This window comes from Candidiatus Paracoxiella cheracis (genome assembly GCF_049348705.1).
GTDB classification, from domain to species: Bacteria; Pseudomonadota; Gammaproteobacteria; order Coxiellales; family Coxiellaceae; genus Paracoxiella; species Paracoxiella cheracis.
In genome coordinates this window covers 1784594-1802313 of the sequence record NZ_CP186485.1, presented here as the reverse complement: position 1 = coordinate 1802313, position 17720 = coordinate 1784594, and the positions used below count along the sequence as shown (strand labels likewise).

The window sequence follows — 17720 nt, the reverse complement described above, 5'->3', positions numbered from 1 at the left end:
AGTGTGAAACTAGGGAAGCTAAATGACTAGATTAGATCAACTGATGGCGAGGCTAGGTCATCACTTTAATCAACCAAAATTATTAGAAAACGCATTAACACATCGTAGTGTGGGTTCAGACAATAATGAACGACTCGAATTTTTAGGGGATGCTATTTTGGGGTTCATCATTACATCTGAACTTTATCAACGTCATCCTAATGCACCGGAAGGTGATCTGAGTCGAATGCGTGCATCACTGGTTAACGGTGAAATTTTAGCGTCGATGGCTACCGATTTAGGGGTGAGTGAGGGTTTGCATTTAGGTTTGGGTGAGAGAAAAAGCGGTGGTAAAAAACGTCGTTCTATTTTAGCGGATGCTTTAGAGGCGATTGTTGGTGCTATTTTCATGGATGGGGGAATGCAAGCGTGTCGTCGTTGTGTGTTGGATTGGTATGGTGAACGGGTGGATGATTTATCGAAATTAACGCCGGTCAAAGACGCAAAATCACAACTTCAAGAATGGTTGCAAGCAAGAAAGTTTCCGCTACCCAGTTACAAAGTTGAGATTTCAGGTGAGGCACATGCACAAACCTTTACGGTAACGTGTCGTGTTGAAGGGTTGCCACACGCGACCACGGGTGTCGGGAAATCACGTCGCAAAGCCGAACAGGCGGCTGCAGAACGTTTTTTGGAAAAACTAAATGAATAAACCAACTCATTGTGGTTATGTTGCAATTATTGGCCGACCCAATGTGGGCAAATCCACATTGCTGAATCGCATGCTCGGTCAAAAAATCAGTATTACCTCACGTAAACCTCAAACCACACGTCAGCGGATTTTAGGTGTTAAAACTACAGGTGATGTGCAAATTGTTTTTTTAGACACTCCGGGCTTACATCCGGGTATTAAGCGTGCCATCAATCAATACATGAATCGCGAGGCACGTGCGGCATTGCATGATATGGATGTGATTTTATTTGTTGTCGATGGAGAACATTGGGATGAGCAAGATGAATGGGTATTGAAGCAGCTACAATCAACGCAATCACCGGTTATTTTAGTTTTAAATAAAATTGATCAAGTGAAGGATCGGAGCAAGTTATTACCCTATATTGAAAAAGTATCGCAGGCGTTTAAATTCTACAAAATCATTCCGGTGTCGGCAAAAACGGGAGAACAAGTAGAGACATTAGAAAAAGAAATTACTGCTTGTTTGCCAGAATCGCCATTTTATTTTCCACCCGATCAAATTACCGATCGCAGTGAGCAATTTATGGCGCAAGAAATTATTCGTGAAAAACTCATGCGCGGGCTGGGTCAAGAGTTGCCTTACGCCTTGACGGTGACGATCGTGGCATTGAAGAAAGAAGAGAAAATTATACGGATTTCTGCCGTGATTTGGGTTGAGAAAGATAGCCAAAAGGGCATTGTTATTGGCAAAGAAGGTTCGCGCTTAAAAAAAATTGGTCAGCAATCGCGTCTCGACATGGAAAAATTTTTTGGGCAAAAAGTCTATTTGCAATTGTGGGTGAAAGTCAAAAGTGGTTGGTCGGATAGCGAACGGCTGTTAAAAGAATTGGGCTTTGGAGAATGAATCAATGTCCACACAGGTATTGTTGGAACCAGCCTTCGTGTTACATCGGCGGCCTTACAGTGATACCAGCTTAATCGTTGAATTATTTAGTGTTAATCATGGTCGAATTTCTGCAGTGGCACGAAGTGCGCGCGGCTTGAAGTCGCGTTATAAAGGAAAATTAGAATTATTTTCACCGCTATTAGTCTCTTGGTTGGGTGGCCGTGAATTAAAAACATTGGGTAACGTTGAATTACATGGCAGGCCAACGTTGTTGGATGGAGATACGTTGCTGTGTGGTTTTTATTTGAATGAGTTACTAATGCGATTGCTGCATCGCGATGATCCTTATCCTGATTTATTTGATGCATATAAAAAGACTTTGGAAAATTTATCTAATGGCGCGCCCGTGCAAATATTATTGCGTTGTTTTGAGAAAAAATTATTGCACGAATTAGGGTATGGATTACCGTTAAATCGAGAAATAGAAACAGGATTGCCGATAGAGCCGAGCCAGTATTATCACTATATACCGGATCGTGGTTTTCTCAAAAGCGAAAGAGACGATTCGCAGATAGCGATTTTTTCTGGCCATAGTTTAATTGCGTTGCATAACGAGCAGTTTGATGAAGAAGAAACATTAAAAGAAATAAAACGATTAATGCGCATGGCTATCGGGCGGCATTTGGGGAATAAACCGTTGCAAAGTCGGGAGTTGTTGAAAAGCCGAACTTAAGGGCATCTCTTGATATTGTTCTTAATTCGTAAATATTTTGTTGATTTCTTGGCTCACGGGCTTAAACTTACTGTTTTACGGGCGTAAGTACCATGGAGGTACTTAGCAGCTAGGGATGGTGATTCCCGAAAAACAGTAAGTTTAAGCCCGTGAGCTAAACATTAGCTGGAAATAGATTTTTAGAGATGCCCTTAAGCAGTTTCTAATCGTTTGGTTGCATCTTCTGCGGACAGGGGTTCGATAAATAATAGCCTTGCACTAGGCTGTTAGGGTAGCGTTTAACAAAGGCCAACTGTGATGCTGTTTCAACACCTTCGGCAACAGCGATTAAATGCAAGTTCTCTACCATAGCAAAAATTGATTCCGCTAGTGTTGCTTTTTCAACTTGTTTTTTACGCTCATCGATGGATTGAATAAATGATTTATCAATTTTGACGCCGCATACCGGTAGTTGTTGTATATATTGCAATGATGAATACCCCGTGCCAAAGTCGTCAACCAAAAAGAGAAACCCTAGCTCTGTGGTTTTGTTTAAAGTCGCGACCATTTTTTTCATTTGCTCGACAATGGCTGTTTCTGTAATTTCAAAAATAATATTTTCTTTTCTTATTTTGGTGTCTTCAAGTAATTTTTTCAAATTAGTCAACCAATCTTTATCCAGCAATTGCTTGGGTGAAACATTAATCGTTAATTTAATATTCGTATTATATTTTTCGTTCCACTGCTCAAATTGTTTAAAAGCCTCTGCCAAAATCCATTGGCCAATGACAAGAATTTGGCCGCTTTCTTCGGCTGTTGTGATTACCTGCTCTGGAGATATCGATTTATCAAATGTGCCTTCATCCCAGCGCAATAGTGTTTCAAAGCCATACAGTTTTTGATCTTCAGCCCGGAAAATAGGTTGGTAGTAGAGTTTGAATTGATTTTTTGATACTGCTTCCCGGATCTGATTTTCTATCCTAGTGGATAATAAAATTTCTTCTTCCGATGCGCGCCATGGAGAGCGAAGCGAAGGCGCGTATTCCGCGGTAGGCTCGGATTTTTTGCCGAGCGTAAGCGACTGCAAAAAATCTTTACGAGCCGTCAAGTCATTTGAGAGCCCGTGCGTAGTCGAGCCGTGAGGTCGCGGAGCGCGGGCGACGAGGACGTCCGCGGCTATTTAAGTTGTCGCGTATTGCGAGTCGATTATTGACAGGGATGGCAATAATCTATCACGAGCATCGCGACACGCTTGGTAAAAATAATGCTTGTGAGAAAAATACATTTCTTCTAGATTACACACATAATGCTCGTGCCCCTGGTGTTAAAGATAAAATAGTTGATATGGCAATGAATGGTAGTGGCGTCAGAGATACTGCACGCGTTTTACGTATTAGCATTAACACTGTTATTGGTGAATTAAAAAAAGGGTGAAGGTTTGGAGAGCGTCAATACACGACTTTTAAAGGAAAAAGAATCACTTGGTGCGTCTGTTACTGTTAATGTTGTACAAGTTGAAGAAGCGGAGCTGGATGAAATGTGGAGTTTTGTTCGAAATAAACAGAATCAACGTTGGCTTTGGCATGCGATTGATCACCATACACATGAGGTGTTAGCTTATCATTTTGGTCCAAGAAAAGATTCAGCATTTAAAGCACTGAAAGAAAAACTGAGCTCATTTGATATCAACTTTTACTATACAGATGATTGGGGTGCTTATGAAAGACACCTGCCTCAATCAAAACATTTGGTGGGAAAGCAAAATACCCAAGCGATTGAACGAAAGCATCTCACGTTGCGCACACGAATAAAGCGATTAGCGAGAAAGACGATTTGCTTTTCTAAACTGGATAAATTGCACGACATTGTCATCGGATTATTTATCAATAGGCACGAGTTTGGGAGGGTTATTTAGATGCCATCAACAAAAATGAGGCACCACCCAAAAAAGGATGAGAAAAGGCTTCAATGATTTTTTTGGCAATCGTTTTGGGCTGCTCTATATTTTTAAATAAACTGGTGATGAGGATAAATTCATCCCCGCCGTAGCGTGTTAAAATATCTTCTTTATGAGAGATTTTTTCTATGCGTGCAACGACGGCTTTTAGTAATTGGTCTCCAACTTTGTGTCCTAAAGAGTCGTTTATTTTTTTAAAATGATCCAAATTAATAATCATGATAGCCATTAAATTATTTAAGATTTTTGCTTGGGCAATTTCTTTTTTAGCGAGCCTTTCAAATTGGGCGCGATTGGGTATCCCTGTCAAGGGGTCATAATAGGCCAAGGTTTCTATTTCTGTTTCTTGTGAAAGAAGCTTTTTACTTTTAATCCTGGTGATTTGCAAAATTCGCACTATCACGGTGATCATGACAGTGAAAGCCAATCCAAAAATAATCAGCAGCAATGGAATTTCTGAAGTATTGAGTTTAATCGCTTTTCTCATTGGCCAGAGTGAGAGGTTAACTTGGGTATCGGTATTTGTTAGAATCTTGCCGGTGTAACTGTTGTTAGTTTCAAAAGAGTAGTCAGATGGAAACTGATAGACAACATCATCATCGACTTTTAATTGCATTGCATATCCGCTGTCGTAAGCTGTTTTAGCAAGCGGTATGATGAGTTTTTCTAAAGAGAAGATTGCGATGTTATTATAATTGTTACCATAGACGCAGAGGTAATGCCTACTAACAAAAATGTAATAGTTTGGTTTTGTGTCTATATTTTTTTGATTGATAAATTTTTTATCTTCGCATTCTTGTAACATATCTTGTACTGTTGTAGCTGATAAGCTGTTTTTCCTGTATTGAATTGTACTTGAGCTATATGCGGAGTTACTAAAGCTTACGAGGTTGAGTGAAGGCATATCATTAAGATAACTAGTGGCATCGGCCATTAAACTTTTTTCAGATCCATAACTCTGTTGGTTTGTTCTTTTGAATAATCGGTCGATGGCTTTTAATTCTGTATCTAAAACAGACGATATTTTTTCGCCAATAAAGCGTGCTTCATTTTTCAAGGCTAAGTTTAATTGTTTCTTTTCTTTAGCTTGTAAGGCGTACCAAAATAGGAAAAACAATAAAGCACTCATGAGGAAAAAGGTGGCGGGAAGTTCCCAAGATGTGCTTTGTGATTCGAGCCGATAATAATAGAGAAAAACAAGTAAAAAGCCGACGCCGAGCAGTAAAAAAGAGATAGAGGTGTGTAACGCCATGCCCGTTAAGCGTCCCCATCCATAAGCCGATGGGATATCGGCGATATACCCTAAAAATGCCACAATTGCGAGGATGATTATAATTAGTGAGAAAATGAGAAATAAATTTCTGCTCCATTTATACCGAGCAGCAAATGTAGTTTGCATAAGTATTAAGCCCGCTAGAGTAAATGAAACAGATGTGTTTGGGGCCATGCGTCCGATGTGATAGGTTTTGACTGTTATATAGTGTTTTATAAATAATTCATCGATGCCAAAATTTGAACTCAATAGATATTGCAATAAGGTTAAAAACCCTAATAAAAAAACAATGCCTCCGAGCACAATGCTAATCTTTCGGTAATAGGGAATAAAGAACAGCCCAAGGCCAGACAACATAAATTCGAGGGCTGTATTGAATTGCATTGGGATTAAATGAGGAAATATTTGTACTAGTTCTGGTTTTTTTGTTAGCCATCCGTAGATGACTAAACCACCAATAAAAAAAACCAGGAAGCCTAAAATGGTAGCTATGTATTTGGGTAGTTTCCATGGTTTTTTTGTAATCATGCTAGACTAAAATCCCTTTTAGCGGAAAGCTCTTCATTTTATCATAGACTTAGCTTACTCTCCAAGCTCTTGCTTTGTGCCCTTTGGGTGCGGAGTGCCATCACATGTCATCCCGAACGCAGTGAGGGATCTCGTGACCACAGCACTGTGCTATGGTCACGTAGCTTTTGAATTTCAATTGCGGCAGAGAGCTTGGCGTTACTGTTTTGCGGGCGTAAGTACCATGGAAGTACTTAGCAGCCAAGGACGGCGATTCCCGAAAAGCAGTAACGCCAACCTCGTGAGTCAAGTAATTGAAATTCAAGACACTCAACCACACAGCACAGTGCTACACGCTTGAGATTTCTCACGGAGTTTATCCTGAGTCTGTCGAAGTGATCGGAGTGCCGTTGCGTCACACTTGAGTTTGTGTTTTTATTAAGCGTTTCATTGTTTTTGGAGAATGTGTGTGATGGGAAAAATCCAACTCGGTGTGAACATCGACCATGTGGCAACATTGCGGCAAGCGCGTGGTACAAATTATCCCGATCCTGTGGAAGCGGCATTTTTAGCGATTGAAGGTGGTGCCGATGGCATTACGTTGCACTTGCGAGAAGACCGTCGTCATATTCAAGACCGTGACGTTAAAATTCTCAAAGAAAAATTAACAGTTCCCATGAATTTAGAAATGGCTGCGACGGAAGAAATGGTAAATTTAGCTTTGGCACTAAAACCTGAAAAATGTTGTTTAGTCCCAGAAAAGCGTCAAGAATTAACGACTGAAGGTGGTTTAGATGTTGCTGCGCAACAAGCGCAGATTGCAAACGTATGTGAGCGTCTCGCAAAAGTAGGGATTGAAGTGTCGCTATTTATCGATGCAGAAGAAAAACAGATTGATGCAGCAAAAAAATGCGGAGCGCCTGTTATTGAAATTCATACGGGGCATTATGCAGAGGCCGATGAAACTTCTAAAAAAACTGAATTAAAACGTGTGGTATATGCAGCGGAATATGCGCATGCGCAGGGGTTAATTGTAAATGCGGGGCATGGGTTAAATATTTATAATGTTCAACCTATTTCTGCTATTTCAGTCATGAATGAACTAAACATCGGCCATAGCATTATCGCGCGATCGATATTTATCGGTCTGCAGGCGGCGGTACATGAAATTAAAGCATTAATGCTTGAATCGCAGGACTAAAAAATAAGCCCGATAGTTGTCGGGCTTATTTGCTGAGTTTAATTTGCTGTGTGATCTATTTTTTTATAAATACGACTTTGCAATCCGAAAGGGAATATCCGCCTATAGAACATTTGTCAGTCGTACTATTTTGACTTATTTCTCCCTTCAGATCAGGGCACTTTAGTTGCCCCATTTTTAATGGGGCCGGCATTAGTGTGGCGCCTTGACACATAAGCCCGTTCGTTTCATCGGATGTACAGTTTTGACCGACAGCGTAAGCATCAGGAGAGTTACACTTCAGCGTTACGGCTTTGTATTGCTGAGTTGCTGTGGCGGGTGCCGCCAATGCCGCTGATGCAAAAAGACTCGATAGCGCCAATGTAGCAAGAGCAAATAGGGCTGAGATCACTTTCATAAAATTAAATCTCCTTTTTTTATGTCTATAGGTATAAATTATAAACCATTTTCAGTGGCATGGCCATAGAATAACTCATTGTTTTTATTTGTTGTTTATACTTAAATAGCCTTCAATTGCGGCAAAGAGAGGGCGTTTGCGTTTTCGGGCGTTAGTACCAGGATGGCACTAAGCAGCTACGGCAAGAGGTGCCCTTAGGAAGAGGCCGCAAACGTCTCGAGTTCAAACGACCCATCATTGCGATAGATTAAAGCGCTGCCGTTGCTGTGCCAGGACCCAAGGACGATGCGTTTGGCTGCTTTCGCCTCTAAATTCACCTCATGGATATAGGGCCTGTGCGTGTGACCATGAATCATCAACTCCGTTTGGTGTTTCCTCATGATGCGCTCTACTGCTTCGGGAGTCACATCGACGATATGGGGGAGCTGTTGCGAATTATATTTACGGCTGGCTATCCGCATCTGATTCGCCAATTTTCGGCGAAAACTCAAGGGCAACATTAAAAATAATTTCTGCAACCAAGGTTTGGTTGCTACTTTGCGATACCGCTGATGACGATGATCCAGGGTGCAAAGAATATCGCCGTGTGACAATAAAACGGATTTGTTGTACAGCTTAACAACACAAGGATCATTTAATAGCGTCATCTTGGCGGCTTCGGCAAATTTTTTACCGATCAAGAGATCCCGATTACCGCGCATAAAATAAATAGGTGTGCCGCTCTCCACTAATTTTTGGAGGGTGTCGATAATGCGTTGATTAAATGCATTATGATCGTCATCGCCGATCCAAGCTTCAAAAAAATCACCCAGGATATAAAGTGCATCGGCGTGAGGTGCTCGGTGTTCCATGAAATCCAAAAACGTTGCCGTGATCTGTGGTTCATCTTCTTGGAGGTGAAGGTCTGAAATAAACAGAGTATGGTGCATTGTCGTGAGTGAATTCATTGGAAACCGCTGTGAAAGTTGTCATAATAGACCCTTTTCTTTCTGTAATAAAGGTCTTATGGTTAGCTCACTTAAAACTCGCTTTTGTCCGAGCCCAACGGGCTTGATGCATTTAGGTAATGCGCGTACTGCGTTATTCAACTTTTTATTTGCGAAGGGTAAAAATGGAACCTTCTTATTGCGAATCGAGGATACGGACGAAGAACGTTCGAAGCCTGAATATGATGATGCACTTCAGTACGATCTGAACTGGTTGGGTCTCGACTGGCAAGAAGGGCCGAATCAAAACCAAGACAATGGGCCGTATCATCAATCGAAACGGCAATCGATCTACAATGACTACTATCAACGATTAGAATCCTCGGATCAGGCTTATCCATGTTTTTGTAGCCAAGAAGAGTTAGCACTCGCGCGCAAAATTCAACGCGCTTCGGGAAAGCCGCCGCGTTATCCCGGCACTTGTCGGTCGTTGACGCAAGATGAGGTGCAAGCAAAGCTCGATCAAGGGTTAGAACCCACGTTGCGATTTCGCGTGCCTGATAATGAAGTGATTCGCTTTAATGACTTGGTGCGTGGTGAGCAACAGTTTCAAAGTAATGACATCGGCGATTTTATTATACGCCGTGCGAATGGCACATCGCCGTTTATGTTTTGTAATGCGATCGATGATGCCTTGATGGGTGTCACACACGTATTGCGTGGCGAAGACCATCTCACGAACACACCGCGACAAGTCATGATCTTAGAGGCGCTTGGTTTAAATATTCCCATTTATGGTCATATTTCTTTAATCGTTGCGCCGGATGGCAGTCCCTTATCCAAACGAAGTGGCAGTCGCGGTATCGGCGAGCTGCGCGAAGAAGGGTATTTGCCGAGTGCTATCGTCAATTATTTGGCGCGGTTGGGTCATTATTATGAAAGCGATGCGTTTATGGCGCTTGATGACTTAGCAGAGCAATTTAAAATTGAATCATTATCAAAATCGCCTGCCAAATTTAATGCGAGCCAGCTCGATTATTGGCAAAAACAAGCGGTAGAGCATTTGTCGGATGAAGCTTTATGGCAATGGTTGGGTGAAGGTTTAAAAGTAAAAATCCCCGAAGAAAAACGGGATTTATTTGTCGAAACTGTTAAGCCCAATATTCAATTCCCGCAAGATGTCGAATATTGGATTTACATTTGCAATAATGAAGCGATTACGATCGACGAAAAACATCACGCCATTTTGCAAGAAGCGGGCCATGCTTATTTCGATCAGGCGCTAGCGGCATTCGAACAACATGAAAATGATTTAGGCAAAATTTTAAATCACTTAAAATCAGAATTAGATATAAAAGGCAAAGCGCTCTATCAACCGCTTCGTATTGCTATCACAGGCATAGAACACGGCCCCGAGCTCGCTAAGTTATTCCAACTGCTTGAGCCACAGCAAATTAAGACCCGATTAGAGAATGCTAAATGCTAAAAATCTACAACAGTTTAACTAAGCAAAAAGAAGTTTTTAAACCCATTCATCCCGGCAAAGTTGGGCTCTATGTGTGTGGAATGACGGTATACGATTACAATCACATTGGTCATGCGCGTTCGTTTGTCGTGTTCGATTCGATCACACGTTATTTGCGCTATTGCGGTTATGAAGTGACTTACGTGCGCAACATCACCGACGTGGACGATAAAATCATTAGACGTGCGAATGAGAATGAAGAATCGTGCGAATCCTTGACTGCACGTTTCATTGCGGCAATGCATGAAGATGATAAGGCGTTAAGACTTCAAGCGCCTGCTCATGAACCTCGTGCAACAGAATACATTGCAGAAATCATCAAATTGATACAAGAATTAATCGATAAAGGCTATGCCTATGTCGCAGAAAATGGTGATGTGTATTACAAAGTGCATCAGTTTAAAGAATACGGAAAACTTTCGCATCGTGATGTGGAAAAATTACGCGCGGGTGCGCGTGTTGAAATTAGCGAAAGCAAACATGATCCCTTGGATTTCGTCTTGTGGAAATTAGCAAAACCCGATGAACCCAAATGGGATTCACCTTGGGGCGAAGGTCGCCCGGGTTGGCATATTGAATGTTCTGCGATGGCCAGTAATTTATTGGGCGAACCGTTTGACATTCACGGCGGCGGAATGGATTTAAAATTTCCCCATCATGAAAATGAAATTGCGCAATCTGAAGCCGCGAAAGAAAAAACATTTGCAAATATGTGGATGCACGTAGGATTGTTACAAATAGATAAAGAGAAAATGTCAAAATCACTCGGCAATATAGTGTCGATTCGCAATGCGTTGAAAAAATATCATCCTGAAGTTTTGCGGTATTTTTTATTGTCGAGTCATTATCGCAGTCCAGTGAGTTATTCAGAAGATAATTTGCAAAACATTCATCAAGCATTGGATCGTCTTTATATCGCTGTTCGTGGATTGCCCGATGCGGGCCATGAAGAAGTGGGTGATTTTGAAGCACGCTTCCAAGAAGCGATGAACGATGATTTTAATATGCCGGAAGCATTCGCAGTATTTTTTGATATGGCGCGTGAGATAAATCGTTTGCGCGAACAAAACGAAGAAGCAAAAGCGGCACAACTTGCCATGGGATTAAAGCGATTAGCGGGAATCTTGGGCTTTTTACAAGAAGATCCTGAGCAATATTTGAAAGGCGCGGTTCAGCCAGATGACGTAGAAAAAATCGAGATGCTGATTCAAGCACGCAACCAAGCACGCGCCGATAAAAACTGGGCTGAAGCCGATCGTATTCGCCAAGAGCTCACGAGCATGGGCATTACCCTCGAAGACGCCGCACAAGGAACAACGTGGCGGCGCGAGTAGGGTTTTTATAGAGAATGATTCAGTAGGCTATCAAAATATAGGTATTTTTCATATTTTTTGCTCGCACATGCATTAAACAAACCGATATTTTTCATAAGTTTTGCTATATATTTTTGTTGCGCTTTTCGTGTTGTCGATAAAATGTTTCATGATTTTTAAAATGCTCCCTAGAAACTCTTAACCTTTATTTAATGTTAATTTTTATGTAGAATACATAATGTGGAAGGAGCGCTATTTACTCATAAATGGAAATTCTCAGTTAAAAATGTAAAATTTTAATAATTTTTAGGAGAATATCTTATGAAAAAAATTATCAAAGCAACTCTTTTAATGATTACTACAGTGGGTATAACACCTTTTGCTTTGGCGAGTACACAATCACAAGCATTACATTTAGTTAATGAAGCAAAACAACTGGCTGCTGGGCACAAGCAATCGGCTGGTGGACACAGTATGTATATAGCTCAACCAGCCCAACAAATCGCACAAGAAGCACTATCTTATGGAAAAACTCAACCAACTCATGGGTTGCAAAGCATATCACCGACAGACTGTGTGAAAGTAGTGCAGACCTTAATCACAGACTCTACGAGCTACGCTGCTAAAGCAGAAGCAGGTCAATATAAAAAAGTAGGTAATGTCGATGGTAATTTAGTGATGTGTATTATGGCGTCTGCTGCTACTATTGCTGGAACAAGCTTAACTTCGTTTAATGTGTGTGGTATCAACGCAATGGCAGGATATGACACAGCTTCTGTTCTTGACATGAGCTTGAAGATTACGGATAAAAACTTCAGTTAAAGGTATTCACATTTTATTAGCAAGAGGGAAGAGTTCCATGTATTCTTCCCTTTTTTTTTATATGTTGACCGAATTTATGTTAGAGCAGTTGGTTAGCATGCTGATCGCTGAAATCATGGCAACACCGTTTACGCCTGTTTCCATCACAGAGCGATATTTTTCAAAATCAATTCCGCCGATAGCGACTAAGGGATAATCTAATGTGCGTCGCCAGCGTGCTAACCCTTCGATGCCTTGTGGTTTAAACGGCATTATTTTGGTTGTTGTTGGGAAGATGGGTCCACAGGCTAAGTAAGAGGGATTTAATGCATGAGCACGTGCGACTTCGTAATAGCAGTGCGTGCTGATGCCTAAGTGTAATCCTGCGGCGTGAATTTTGTGAATATCCGCAGCTTCAATATCGCTCTGGCCTAAGTGGACGCCGTAAGCGTTATGTTTTATAGCAAGTTCCCAATAGTCGTTAATAAATAATTTTGCATCGTAATGTTTGGCTAATTTTATGGCTTGCTTTATGTCATCATCCAAATTGAAAGTTTTATTTTTAATTCGCAATTGAATAGTAGAAATTCCTAGTGACAATAATTTTTTTAACAAATCGATGTTATCGATAATAGGATACAAACCAATCTCGTGACATTTCGGAAAATCATAATGTGGGATTGAAGTAATATGATGAATGACTTTGGGTAAATAGTGTTGCTTTTCTGGCCAGGAAGATGGCATCACGTGACCTGGCCCTCGGCCAAGTGATTCACTTTTATCGATACCTTGATTAATGTACATTTTTGCGATTACCAATGCATCTTTGATATCGTATCCCAACGCTAAACAAGCTGTAATTGCAGAGGCTAATGTGCAGCCCGATCCGTGAGTGTTTTGTGTGGGTTGTTTGGGGGAACACAGCCAAAAAGATTCATGGCCGTTGGTCCAATAATCGTAGCATGTGTTGTCAGAGCTGTGGCCGCCTTTTATTAAAACGCTTTTGGGGCCGAGTTTTAAGATGTGTTTCGCGGCTTTTTCAACGTCGGCATGATTTTGAATGGGGTTTTTTAAAATTAATTCAGCTTCCATTCTGTTTGGTGTGACTAAATCAGCTCTCGGAAAAATATGGTCGATTAATAGTTGCTTTGCTTGTGGCGTTAATAATTCAGTGCCGCTCGTTGAAATCATGACGGGGTCACAAATCACAACGCCGTTATAATCTTTTAAATAATCCGCAACTGCTTGAACGATTTCAGGTGTATACAACATGCCTAATTTAATCGCTGTTGCGGGTAGGTCTGTGTCGAGGGCATGTACTTGTGAGCGAATATTGTTGAGAGATACAGGGCTGATATTATGTACTTGCTGAGTATTTTGTGCCGTAATTGCAGTAATCACAGAGCATCCGTGTGCACCCAGTGCTTGAAAGGTGTGTAAATCTGCTTGAATACCAGCGCCGCCACCCGAGTCTGATCCAGCGATTGTCCATACAATGGGTTTTGTCATGTGTTATCCTGATGCCAAAAAGGCGTGTCAATTAAAGGGGTGCTTGGTGAGGCCATTTTATGTTGCGGCATTAAGCCTGCCTCATAAGCACTTCGCCCTGCAATAATAGCGTCGCGAAAAGCACTTGCCATTAAAATGGGATCTTGTGCTTTAGCAACTGCGCTATTTAATAAAACAGCGTCATACCCCATTTCCATCGCTTGTGTTGCATCCGACGGTTTTCCAACGCCAGCGTCGACAATTAAAGTTATTGTCGGAAATCGTTGTCGCAGTGTTTCAAGTGCATAGGGATTTATGAGTCCGAGGCCAGAACCAATGGGCGAAGCCCAAGGCATTAAAATACGACATCCCGCATCAACTAATCGCTGACAAATAATTAAGTCATCGGTACAGTAAGGAAATACCTCAAAACCGCGAGCGATGAGTTGTTTTGTGGCATCGGGTAGTAAAAGTGGATTAGGCTGTAAGTTATAGTCATCGCCAATAATTTCGAGTTTTATCCAATTGGTTTCAAATATTTCGCGCGCCATTTCCGCGGTGGTTATCGCTTCATTAATTGTGCGACAGCCTGCCGTGTTGGGAAGAATGTGGCAGTTGAGTTGTTTTATGCTGTTCCAGAAAGAGTGACCGTTTTTGTTTTCGGGGTTTTGATGTTTTAGTGAGACGGTAATGATGTTTGTTTTAGAAGCAGCGATCGCTTTTTCCATGACGTGCAGAGACGGGTATTGTGCCGTGCCGAGTAGGAGGCGGCTCCTAGTTATTTTATTTGCGATTTTGTACATGTTATGTGCCTCTGGATGTGGACTGCCATTTGTGGGTGATTTCCCGCGAAAAACGAGCCTCGCCATGCTCATGTATTATTTATACACTGCGCTGTCTCGTTCGTTTTTCACAATAAATCCCCGCACAACTGACACTCCGAAAAAACAGTAACCCCAAACTCTCTGCTAAAATTGAAATGCTTGTATTTATGTCCATCAACCAAGCGCCAATCAATTATCCTCCCACCATCGGTTCTACAACATCAACACAATCACCATCTTTTAAGATGGTTTTATGATAATCTTGTTTTGAAATAAATGTTTTATTCACCGCGATAGCAAATGTGCGATCGACATCTAACATTTCATGAACCACATCTGCCACTGTGCTGTCATTTTTTATAATGTGAGGATTGCGATTTAAAATGATATTAAGCATACAGCTTCTCCACCTTTTCTAATAAGGCAGGCGCGATTAAAAAACCGTGCCGATATAAGCCATTGATAGCGATGAAACCGGATTCGGATTTTATTTGCGGTAAATTATCGGGTAATGCGGGACGACAGTTAACGGTGGTATTGATAATGCGTGCTTCTGCAAATCCGGGATGCAGGCTGTAAGCAGCGCTTAATAATTCCAACGTTGAGCGTACTGAAATCGAAGTCATATCATTGCTTTCAATTTCACTCGCGCCGATTAAATAACGATGATTGGGGCGAGGAACAATATACAATCGATAACGAGGATGAAGTAAGCGCACGGGACGGGTTATGGTCACAGCGGGTGCGTATAATTCGATAACTTCACCTCGAATACCGCGAAGATTAGGAAACGATGACTGTGCTCCTAAACCTCGACAATCAAAAACTAAATCAAATTTTTTTGATTCGTTTTTTAAATGAATAATGCCTGGCTTAACGTCAAGAACGATTGCTTTCGTGATCCATTGCACACCACGATTAAAAAGAGAAGTGTGTAGCGCTTTCATCAATTCGTGATTGTCGATCTGTCCTTCGATAGGAAAATAAAGACCCGTTGAAATGTGAGTTAATTCAGGCTCCAATTCGCTTATTGAGGCGTGATTCAATGCATCAAACGATTGGTTATAACGCGCTAATTTTCGTGTAATACGTCTAGAATAATGATTTAATTCGCCAATATCTTGCGGGTGAGCCGTTAATAAACTACCTGCTTGTTGGAAATAAACCGGGTGGTCCAAATGTTTAAGGATCATTGGCCATACTGTTAATGAACGCAATCCTAATTCATAAATGGTTGAGTCGCTGTTTTCAACCTCAGAAATAGGTGCGAGCATGCCCGCTGCGCTCATGGCACAGCTTAATTTGGCACTCACAGCATCGCGGTCGAACAACGTCACGTTCCAGCCAGATTGTACTAACTTCCAGGCGAGTAATCGTCCGAGTAATCCTGCGCCGGCGATGCCTGCTTTCATGATTTTTTCTCAACGTAAAGTTCGCTTCCAGACTCTTTAAAAGCCGCTGATTTTTCTGCCATGCCTTTTTTAGCAGCATCTCGAATTTCTTGGGTGATTTTCATCGAACAAAATTTAGGGCCGCACATCGAGCAAAAGTGTGCAACTTTGGCGGATTGTTTGGGCAATGTTTCGTCGTGATAGTGTCGAGCTGTTTCAGGATCGAGCGATAAATTAAATTGATCTTCCCAGCGAAATTCAAAACGTGCATCGGATAATGCATCGTCTCGTTCTTTTGCGTAAGGGTGACCTTTTGCGAGATCGGCAGCGTGTGCGGCAATTTTATAAGCGATGAGTCCGTCTTTGACATCTTGTTTGTTAGGCAAGCCTAAGTGTTCTTTGGGAGTCACATAACACAGCAAAGCAGTGCCAAACCAACCTATCATAGCAGCACCAATTGCACTGGTGATGTGATCGTAACCGGGTGCAATATCGGTGGTTAAGGGTCCCAATGTGTAAAAAGGCGCTTCAGCACAAACGGCTTGTTCTTTGTCGACATTTTCTTTAATTAAATGCATGGGCACATGACCAGGACCTTCTATCATAACTTGTACGTCGTGCTGCCGAGCAATTTGAGTTAATTCACCTAAAGTGGTCAATTCTGCAAATTGGGCTTCGTCATTCGCATCGAAAATCGAGCCAGGGCGAAGGCCATCGCCTAATGAAAAAGTGACATCGTAGGCGCGCATGATTTCACAGATTTCAGCGAAGTGTGTATACACAAAATTTTCTTGGTGATGAGCAAGGCACCATTTTGCATGGATCGATCCGCCGCGCGATACGATGCCGGTTTTTCGTTTTGCTGTGAGAGGGATGTATCGTAGTAACACGCCGGCATGAATAGTGAAATAATCTACACCTTGTTCTGCTTGTTCAATGAGTGTGTCACGATACATTTCCCATGTTAAGTCTTCAGCGACACCGCCGACTTTTTCTAATGCTTGATAAATAGGAACGGTGCCAATCGGCACAGGCGAGTTTCGCAGTATAAAATCACGCGTTGTATGAATATTTTTTCCGGTAGAAAGATCCATCACGGTATCAGCACCAAAACGCACAGCCCAAATTAATTTTTCGACTTCTTCTTCGATCGACGATGTTACTGCTGAATTGCCGATATTGGCATTCACTTTAACCAGAAAATTGCGGCCAATAATCATGGGTTCAAGTTCAGGGTGGTTAATATTGGCGGGAATGATTGCGCGTCCGCGTGCTACCTCATCACGCACGAACTCAACAGATTGTTTTTCGCGAATGGCAATAAATTCCATTTCTGGCGTAATTATACCCTGTTTTGCATAGTATAATTGTGTGACGGGTTTATTATTTTTAGCGCGACGAGGTAGGCGTTGCAACGCAGTTGCTTGTGTTTTAATGGGATCAGAGATTTCATTATTTTGTTTGTGATAAATTTCCGTATCACTGCGTTTGTCGATCCAATCGGTTCTAATAGTCGCAATGCCTTCGAAAATATCGGTTATAATCGCTCGATCAGTGTAGGGTCCTGATGTGTCGTAAAGAGCAAATGTTTCGCCGTTGGTTAAATTAATTTCTTGTTGTGGGACACGAATAGTGGGATATTGATTGCCAGAGGTATAGATTTTTTTGATATTACTCACGGTCGGCTCCTTTAAAATAATAAACAGCCAGGCACGTGAGTATAGAATCACGATGATTCAATCACATTCCTACGCAGGTACTGGCCTGTTCAGGTTCAAAGGGTAAAGTCTCAGCTAAATCATGTTTGATTTAGCACCCCTTGTGATTTATGGGTCTATTGAATCAT

17 protein-coding genes, 1 pseudogene and 1 riboswitch are annotated in these 17720 nt (G+C 41.6%); of the genes and pseudogenes, 9 read left to right on the top strand and 9 right to left on the bottom strand.

Annotated features, from left to right (window positions below):
- Window positions 1-22: 22 nt before the first annotated feature.
- From rnc to recO, 3 genes are read left to right on the top strand one after another with little or no spacing between them, the layout of a single operon-like run.
- The gene (gene rnc / locus ACJMKR_RS09465; RefSeq protein WP_423062841.1) at window positions 23-691 is read left to right on the top strand and encodes a ribonuclease III; all 669 of its coding nucleotides are present in this window, start codon (window positions 23-25) and stop codon (window positions 689-691) included.
- Entirely contained in the window at window positions 684-1577 is an 894-nt protein-coding gene (era, locus tag ACJMKR_RS09460; RefSeq protein ID WP_423062840.1) for a GTPase Era, read from the top strand. The genes rnc and era overlap by 8 nt, the downstream gene beginning before the upstream one ends.
- Window positions 1578-1581: 4 nt before the next feature.
- Complete coding sequence (gene recO / locus ACJMKR_RS09455) at window positions 1582-2292, top strand: DNA repair protein RecO (protein WP_423062839.1); 711 nt, start codon at window positions 1582-1584, stop codon at window positions 2290-2292.
- Window positions 2293-2494: 202 nt separating this feature from the next.
- Here the strand turns inward: recO and ACJMKR_RS09450 are convergent, their stop codons facing one another.
- Window positions 2495-3379, bottom strand: coding sequence for an EAL domain-containing protein (locus ACJMKR_RS09450; protein WP_423062838.1), 885 nt, complete (start codon window positions 3377-3379; stop codon window positions 2495-2497).
- A 110-nt stretch (window positions 3380-3489) separates the two neighbouring features.
- Between ACJMKR_RS09450 and ACJMKR_RS09445 the strand changes: the two genes are divergently transcribed.
- Together ACJMKR_RS09445 and ACJMKR_RS09440 are read left to right on the top strand one after the other, a co-directional pair.
- Window positions 3490-3705 carry an IS1-like element transposase gene (locus tag ACJMKR_RS09445; RefSeq protein ID WP_423062837.1) on the top strand — a complete coding sequence of 72 codons (216 nt, stop codon included), beginning with the start codon at window positions 3490-3492 and terminating at the stop codon, window positions 3703-3705.
- 4 nt (window positions 3706-3709) lie between these two features.
- Window positions 3710-4186 carry an IS1 family transposase gene (locus tag ACJMKR_RS09440; RefSeq protein ID WP_423062399.1) on the top strand — a complete coding sequence of 159 codons (477 nt, stop codon included), beginning with the start codon at window positions 3710-3712 and terminating at the stop codon, window positions 4184-4186.
- On the opposite strand, the gene ACJMKR_RS09435 is transcribed toward ACJMKR_RS09440, so the two are convergent.
- Window positions 4179-6029: a diguanylate cyclase domain-containing protein gene (locus ACJMKR_RS09435; protein ID WP_423062836.1), complete on the bottom strand. Its 1851-nt coding sequence runs from the start codon at window positions 6027-6029 to the stop codon at window positions 4179-4181. The two genes, ACJMKR_RS09440 and ACJMKR_RS09435, sit on opposite strands and share 8 nt — an antisense overlap.
- Before the next feature lie 451 nt (window positions 6030-6480).
- Here ACJMKR_RS09435 and pdxJ point away from each other — a divergent pair, with 451 nt between their 5' ends.
- Complete coding sequence (gene pdxJ / locus ACJMKR_RS09430; RefSeq protein ID WP_423062835.1) at window positions 6481-7209, top strand: pyridoxine 5'-phosphate synthase; 729 nt, start codon at window positions 6481-6483, stop codon at window positions 7207-7209.
- Window positions 7210-7264: 55 nt separating this feature from the next.
- Here pdxJ and ACJMKR_RS09425 read toward each other — a convergent pair whose 3' ends face one another.
- Window positions 7265-7606: a hypothetical protein gene (locus ACJMKR_RS09425; RefSeq protein ID WP_423062834.1), complete on the bottom strand. Its 342-nt coding sequence runs from the start codon at window positions 7604-7606 to the stop codon at window positions 7265-7267.
- A 194-nt stretch (window positions 7607-7800) separates the two neighbouring features.
- The gene (locus tag ACJMKR_RS09420) at window positions 7801-8535 is read right to left on the bottom strand and encodes a UDP-2,3-diacylglucosamine diphosphatase (protein ID WP_423064232.1); all 735 of its coding nucleotides are present in this window, start codon (window positions 8533-8535) and stop codon (window positions 7801-7803) included.
- Window positions 8536-8659: 124 nt separating this feature from the next.
- On the opposite strand from ACJMKR_RS09420, the gene gltX reads away from it, so the two are divergent.
- The 3 genes from gltX to ACJMKR_RS09405 all read left to right on the top strand — a co-directional run bounded on the left by gltX (window position 8660) and on the right by ACJMKR_RS09405 (window position 12192).
- Window positions 8660-10018, top strand: a complete 1359-nt coding sequence (gene gltX / locus ACJMKR_RS09415; protein WP_423062833.1) for a glutamate--tRNA ligase — start codon at window positions 8660-8662, stop codon at window positions 10016-10018.
- Window positions 10012-11391 (top strand): cysteine--tRNA ligase, encoded by a 1380-nt coding sequence (gene cysS, locus ACJMKR_RS09410; protein ID WP_423062832.1) that lies wholly within the window; start codon window positions 10012-10014, stop codon window positions 11389-11391. Before gltX ends, cysS begins: the two co-directional genes overlap by 7 nt.
- A 300-nt stretch (window positions 11392-11691) precedes the next feature.
- On the top strand, window positions 11692-12192 hold the full coding sequence (locus ACJMKR_RS09405) for a hypothetical protein (RefSeq protein ID WP_423062831.1): 501 nt from the start codon (window positions 11692-11694) through the stop codon (window positions 12190-12192).
- 57 nt (window positions 12193-12249) lie between these two features.
- Here the strand turns inward: ACJMKR_RS09405 and thiD are convergent, their stop codons facing one another.
- From thiD to thiC, 5 genes and pseudogenes are all read right to left on the bottom strand, one after another.
- Window positions 12250-13680 (bottom strand): bifunctional hydroxymethylpyrimidine kinase/phosphomethylpyrimidine kinase, encoded by a 1431-nt coding sequence (gene thiD, locus ACJMKR_RS09400; protein ID WP_423062830.1) that lies wholly within the window; start codon window positions 13678-13680, stop codon window positions 12250-12252.
- Window positions 13677-14462: a thiazole synthase gene (locus ACJMKR_RS09395; RefSeq protein WP_423062829.1), complete on the bottom strand. Its 786-nt coding sequence runs from the start codon at window positions 14460-14462 to the stop codon at window positions 13677-13679. Before ACJMKR_RS09395 ends, thiD begins: the two co-directional genes overlap by 4 nt.
- A 214-nt stretch (window positions 14463-14676) precedes the next feature.
- On the bottom strand, window positions 14677-14880 hold the full coding sequence (thiS, locus tag ACJMKR_RS09390; RefSeq protein ID WP_423062828.1) for a sulfur carrier protein ThiS: 204 nt from the start codon (window positions 14878-14880) through the stop codon (window positions 14677-14679).
- Window positions 14873-15895, bottom strand: a complete 1023-nt coding sequence (thiO, locus tag ACJMKR_RS09385) for a glycine oxidase ThiO (RefSeq protein WP_423062827.1) — start codon at window positions 15893-15895, stop codon at window positions 14873-14875. Before thiO ends, thiS begins: the two co-directional genes overlap by 8 nt.
- 59 nt (window positions 15896-15954) lie before the next feature.
- A pseudogene (thiC, locus tag ACJMKR_RS09380) lies at window positions 15955-17610 on the bottom strand (phosphomethylpyrimidine synthase ThiC); the annotation flags it as partial.
- A riboswitch (TPP riboswitch) is annotated at window positions 17603-17704 on the bottom strand. It overlaps the preceding pseudogene by 8 nt.
- Between the last annotated feature and the right edge of the window lie 16 nt (window positions 17705-17720).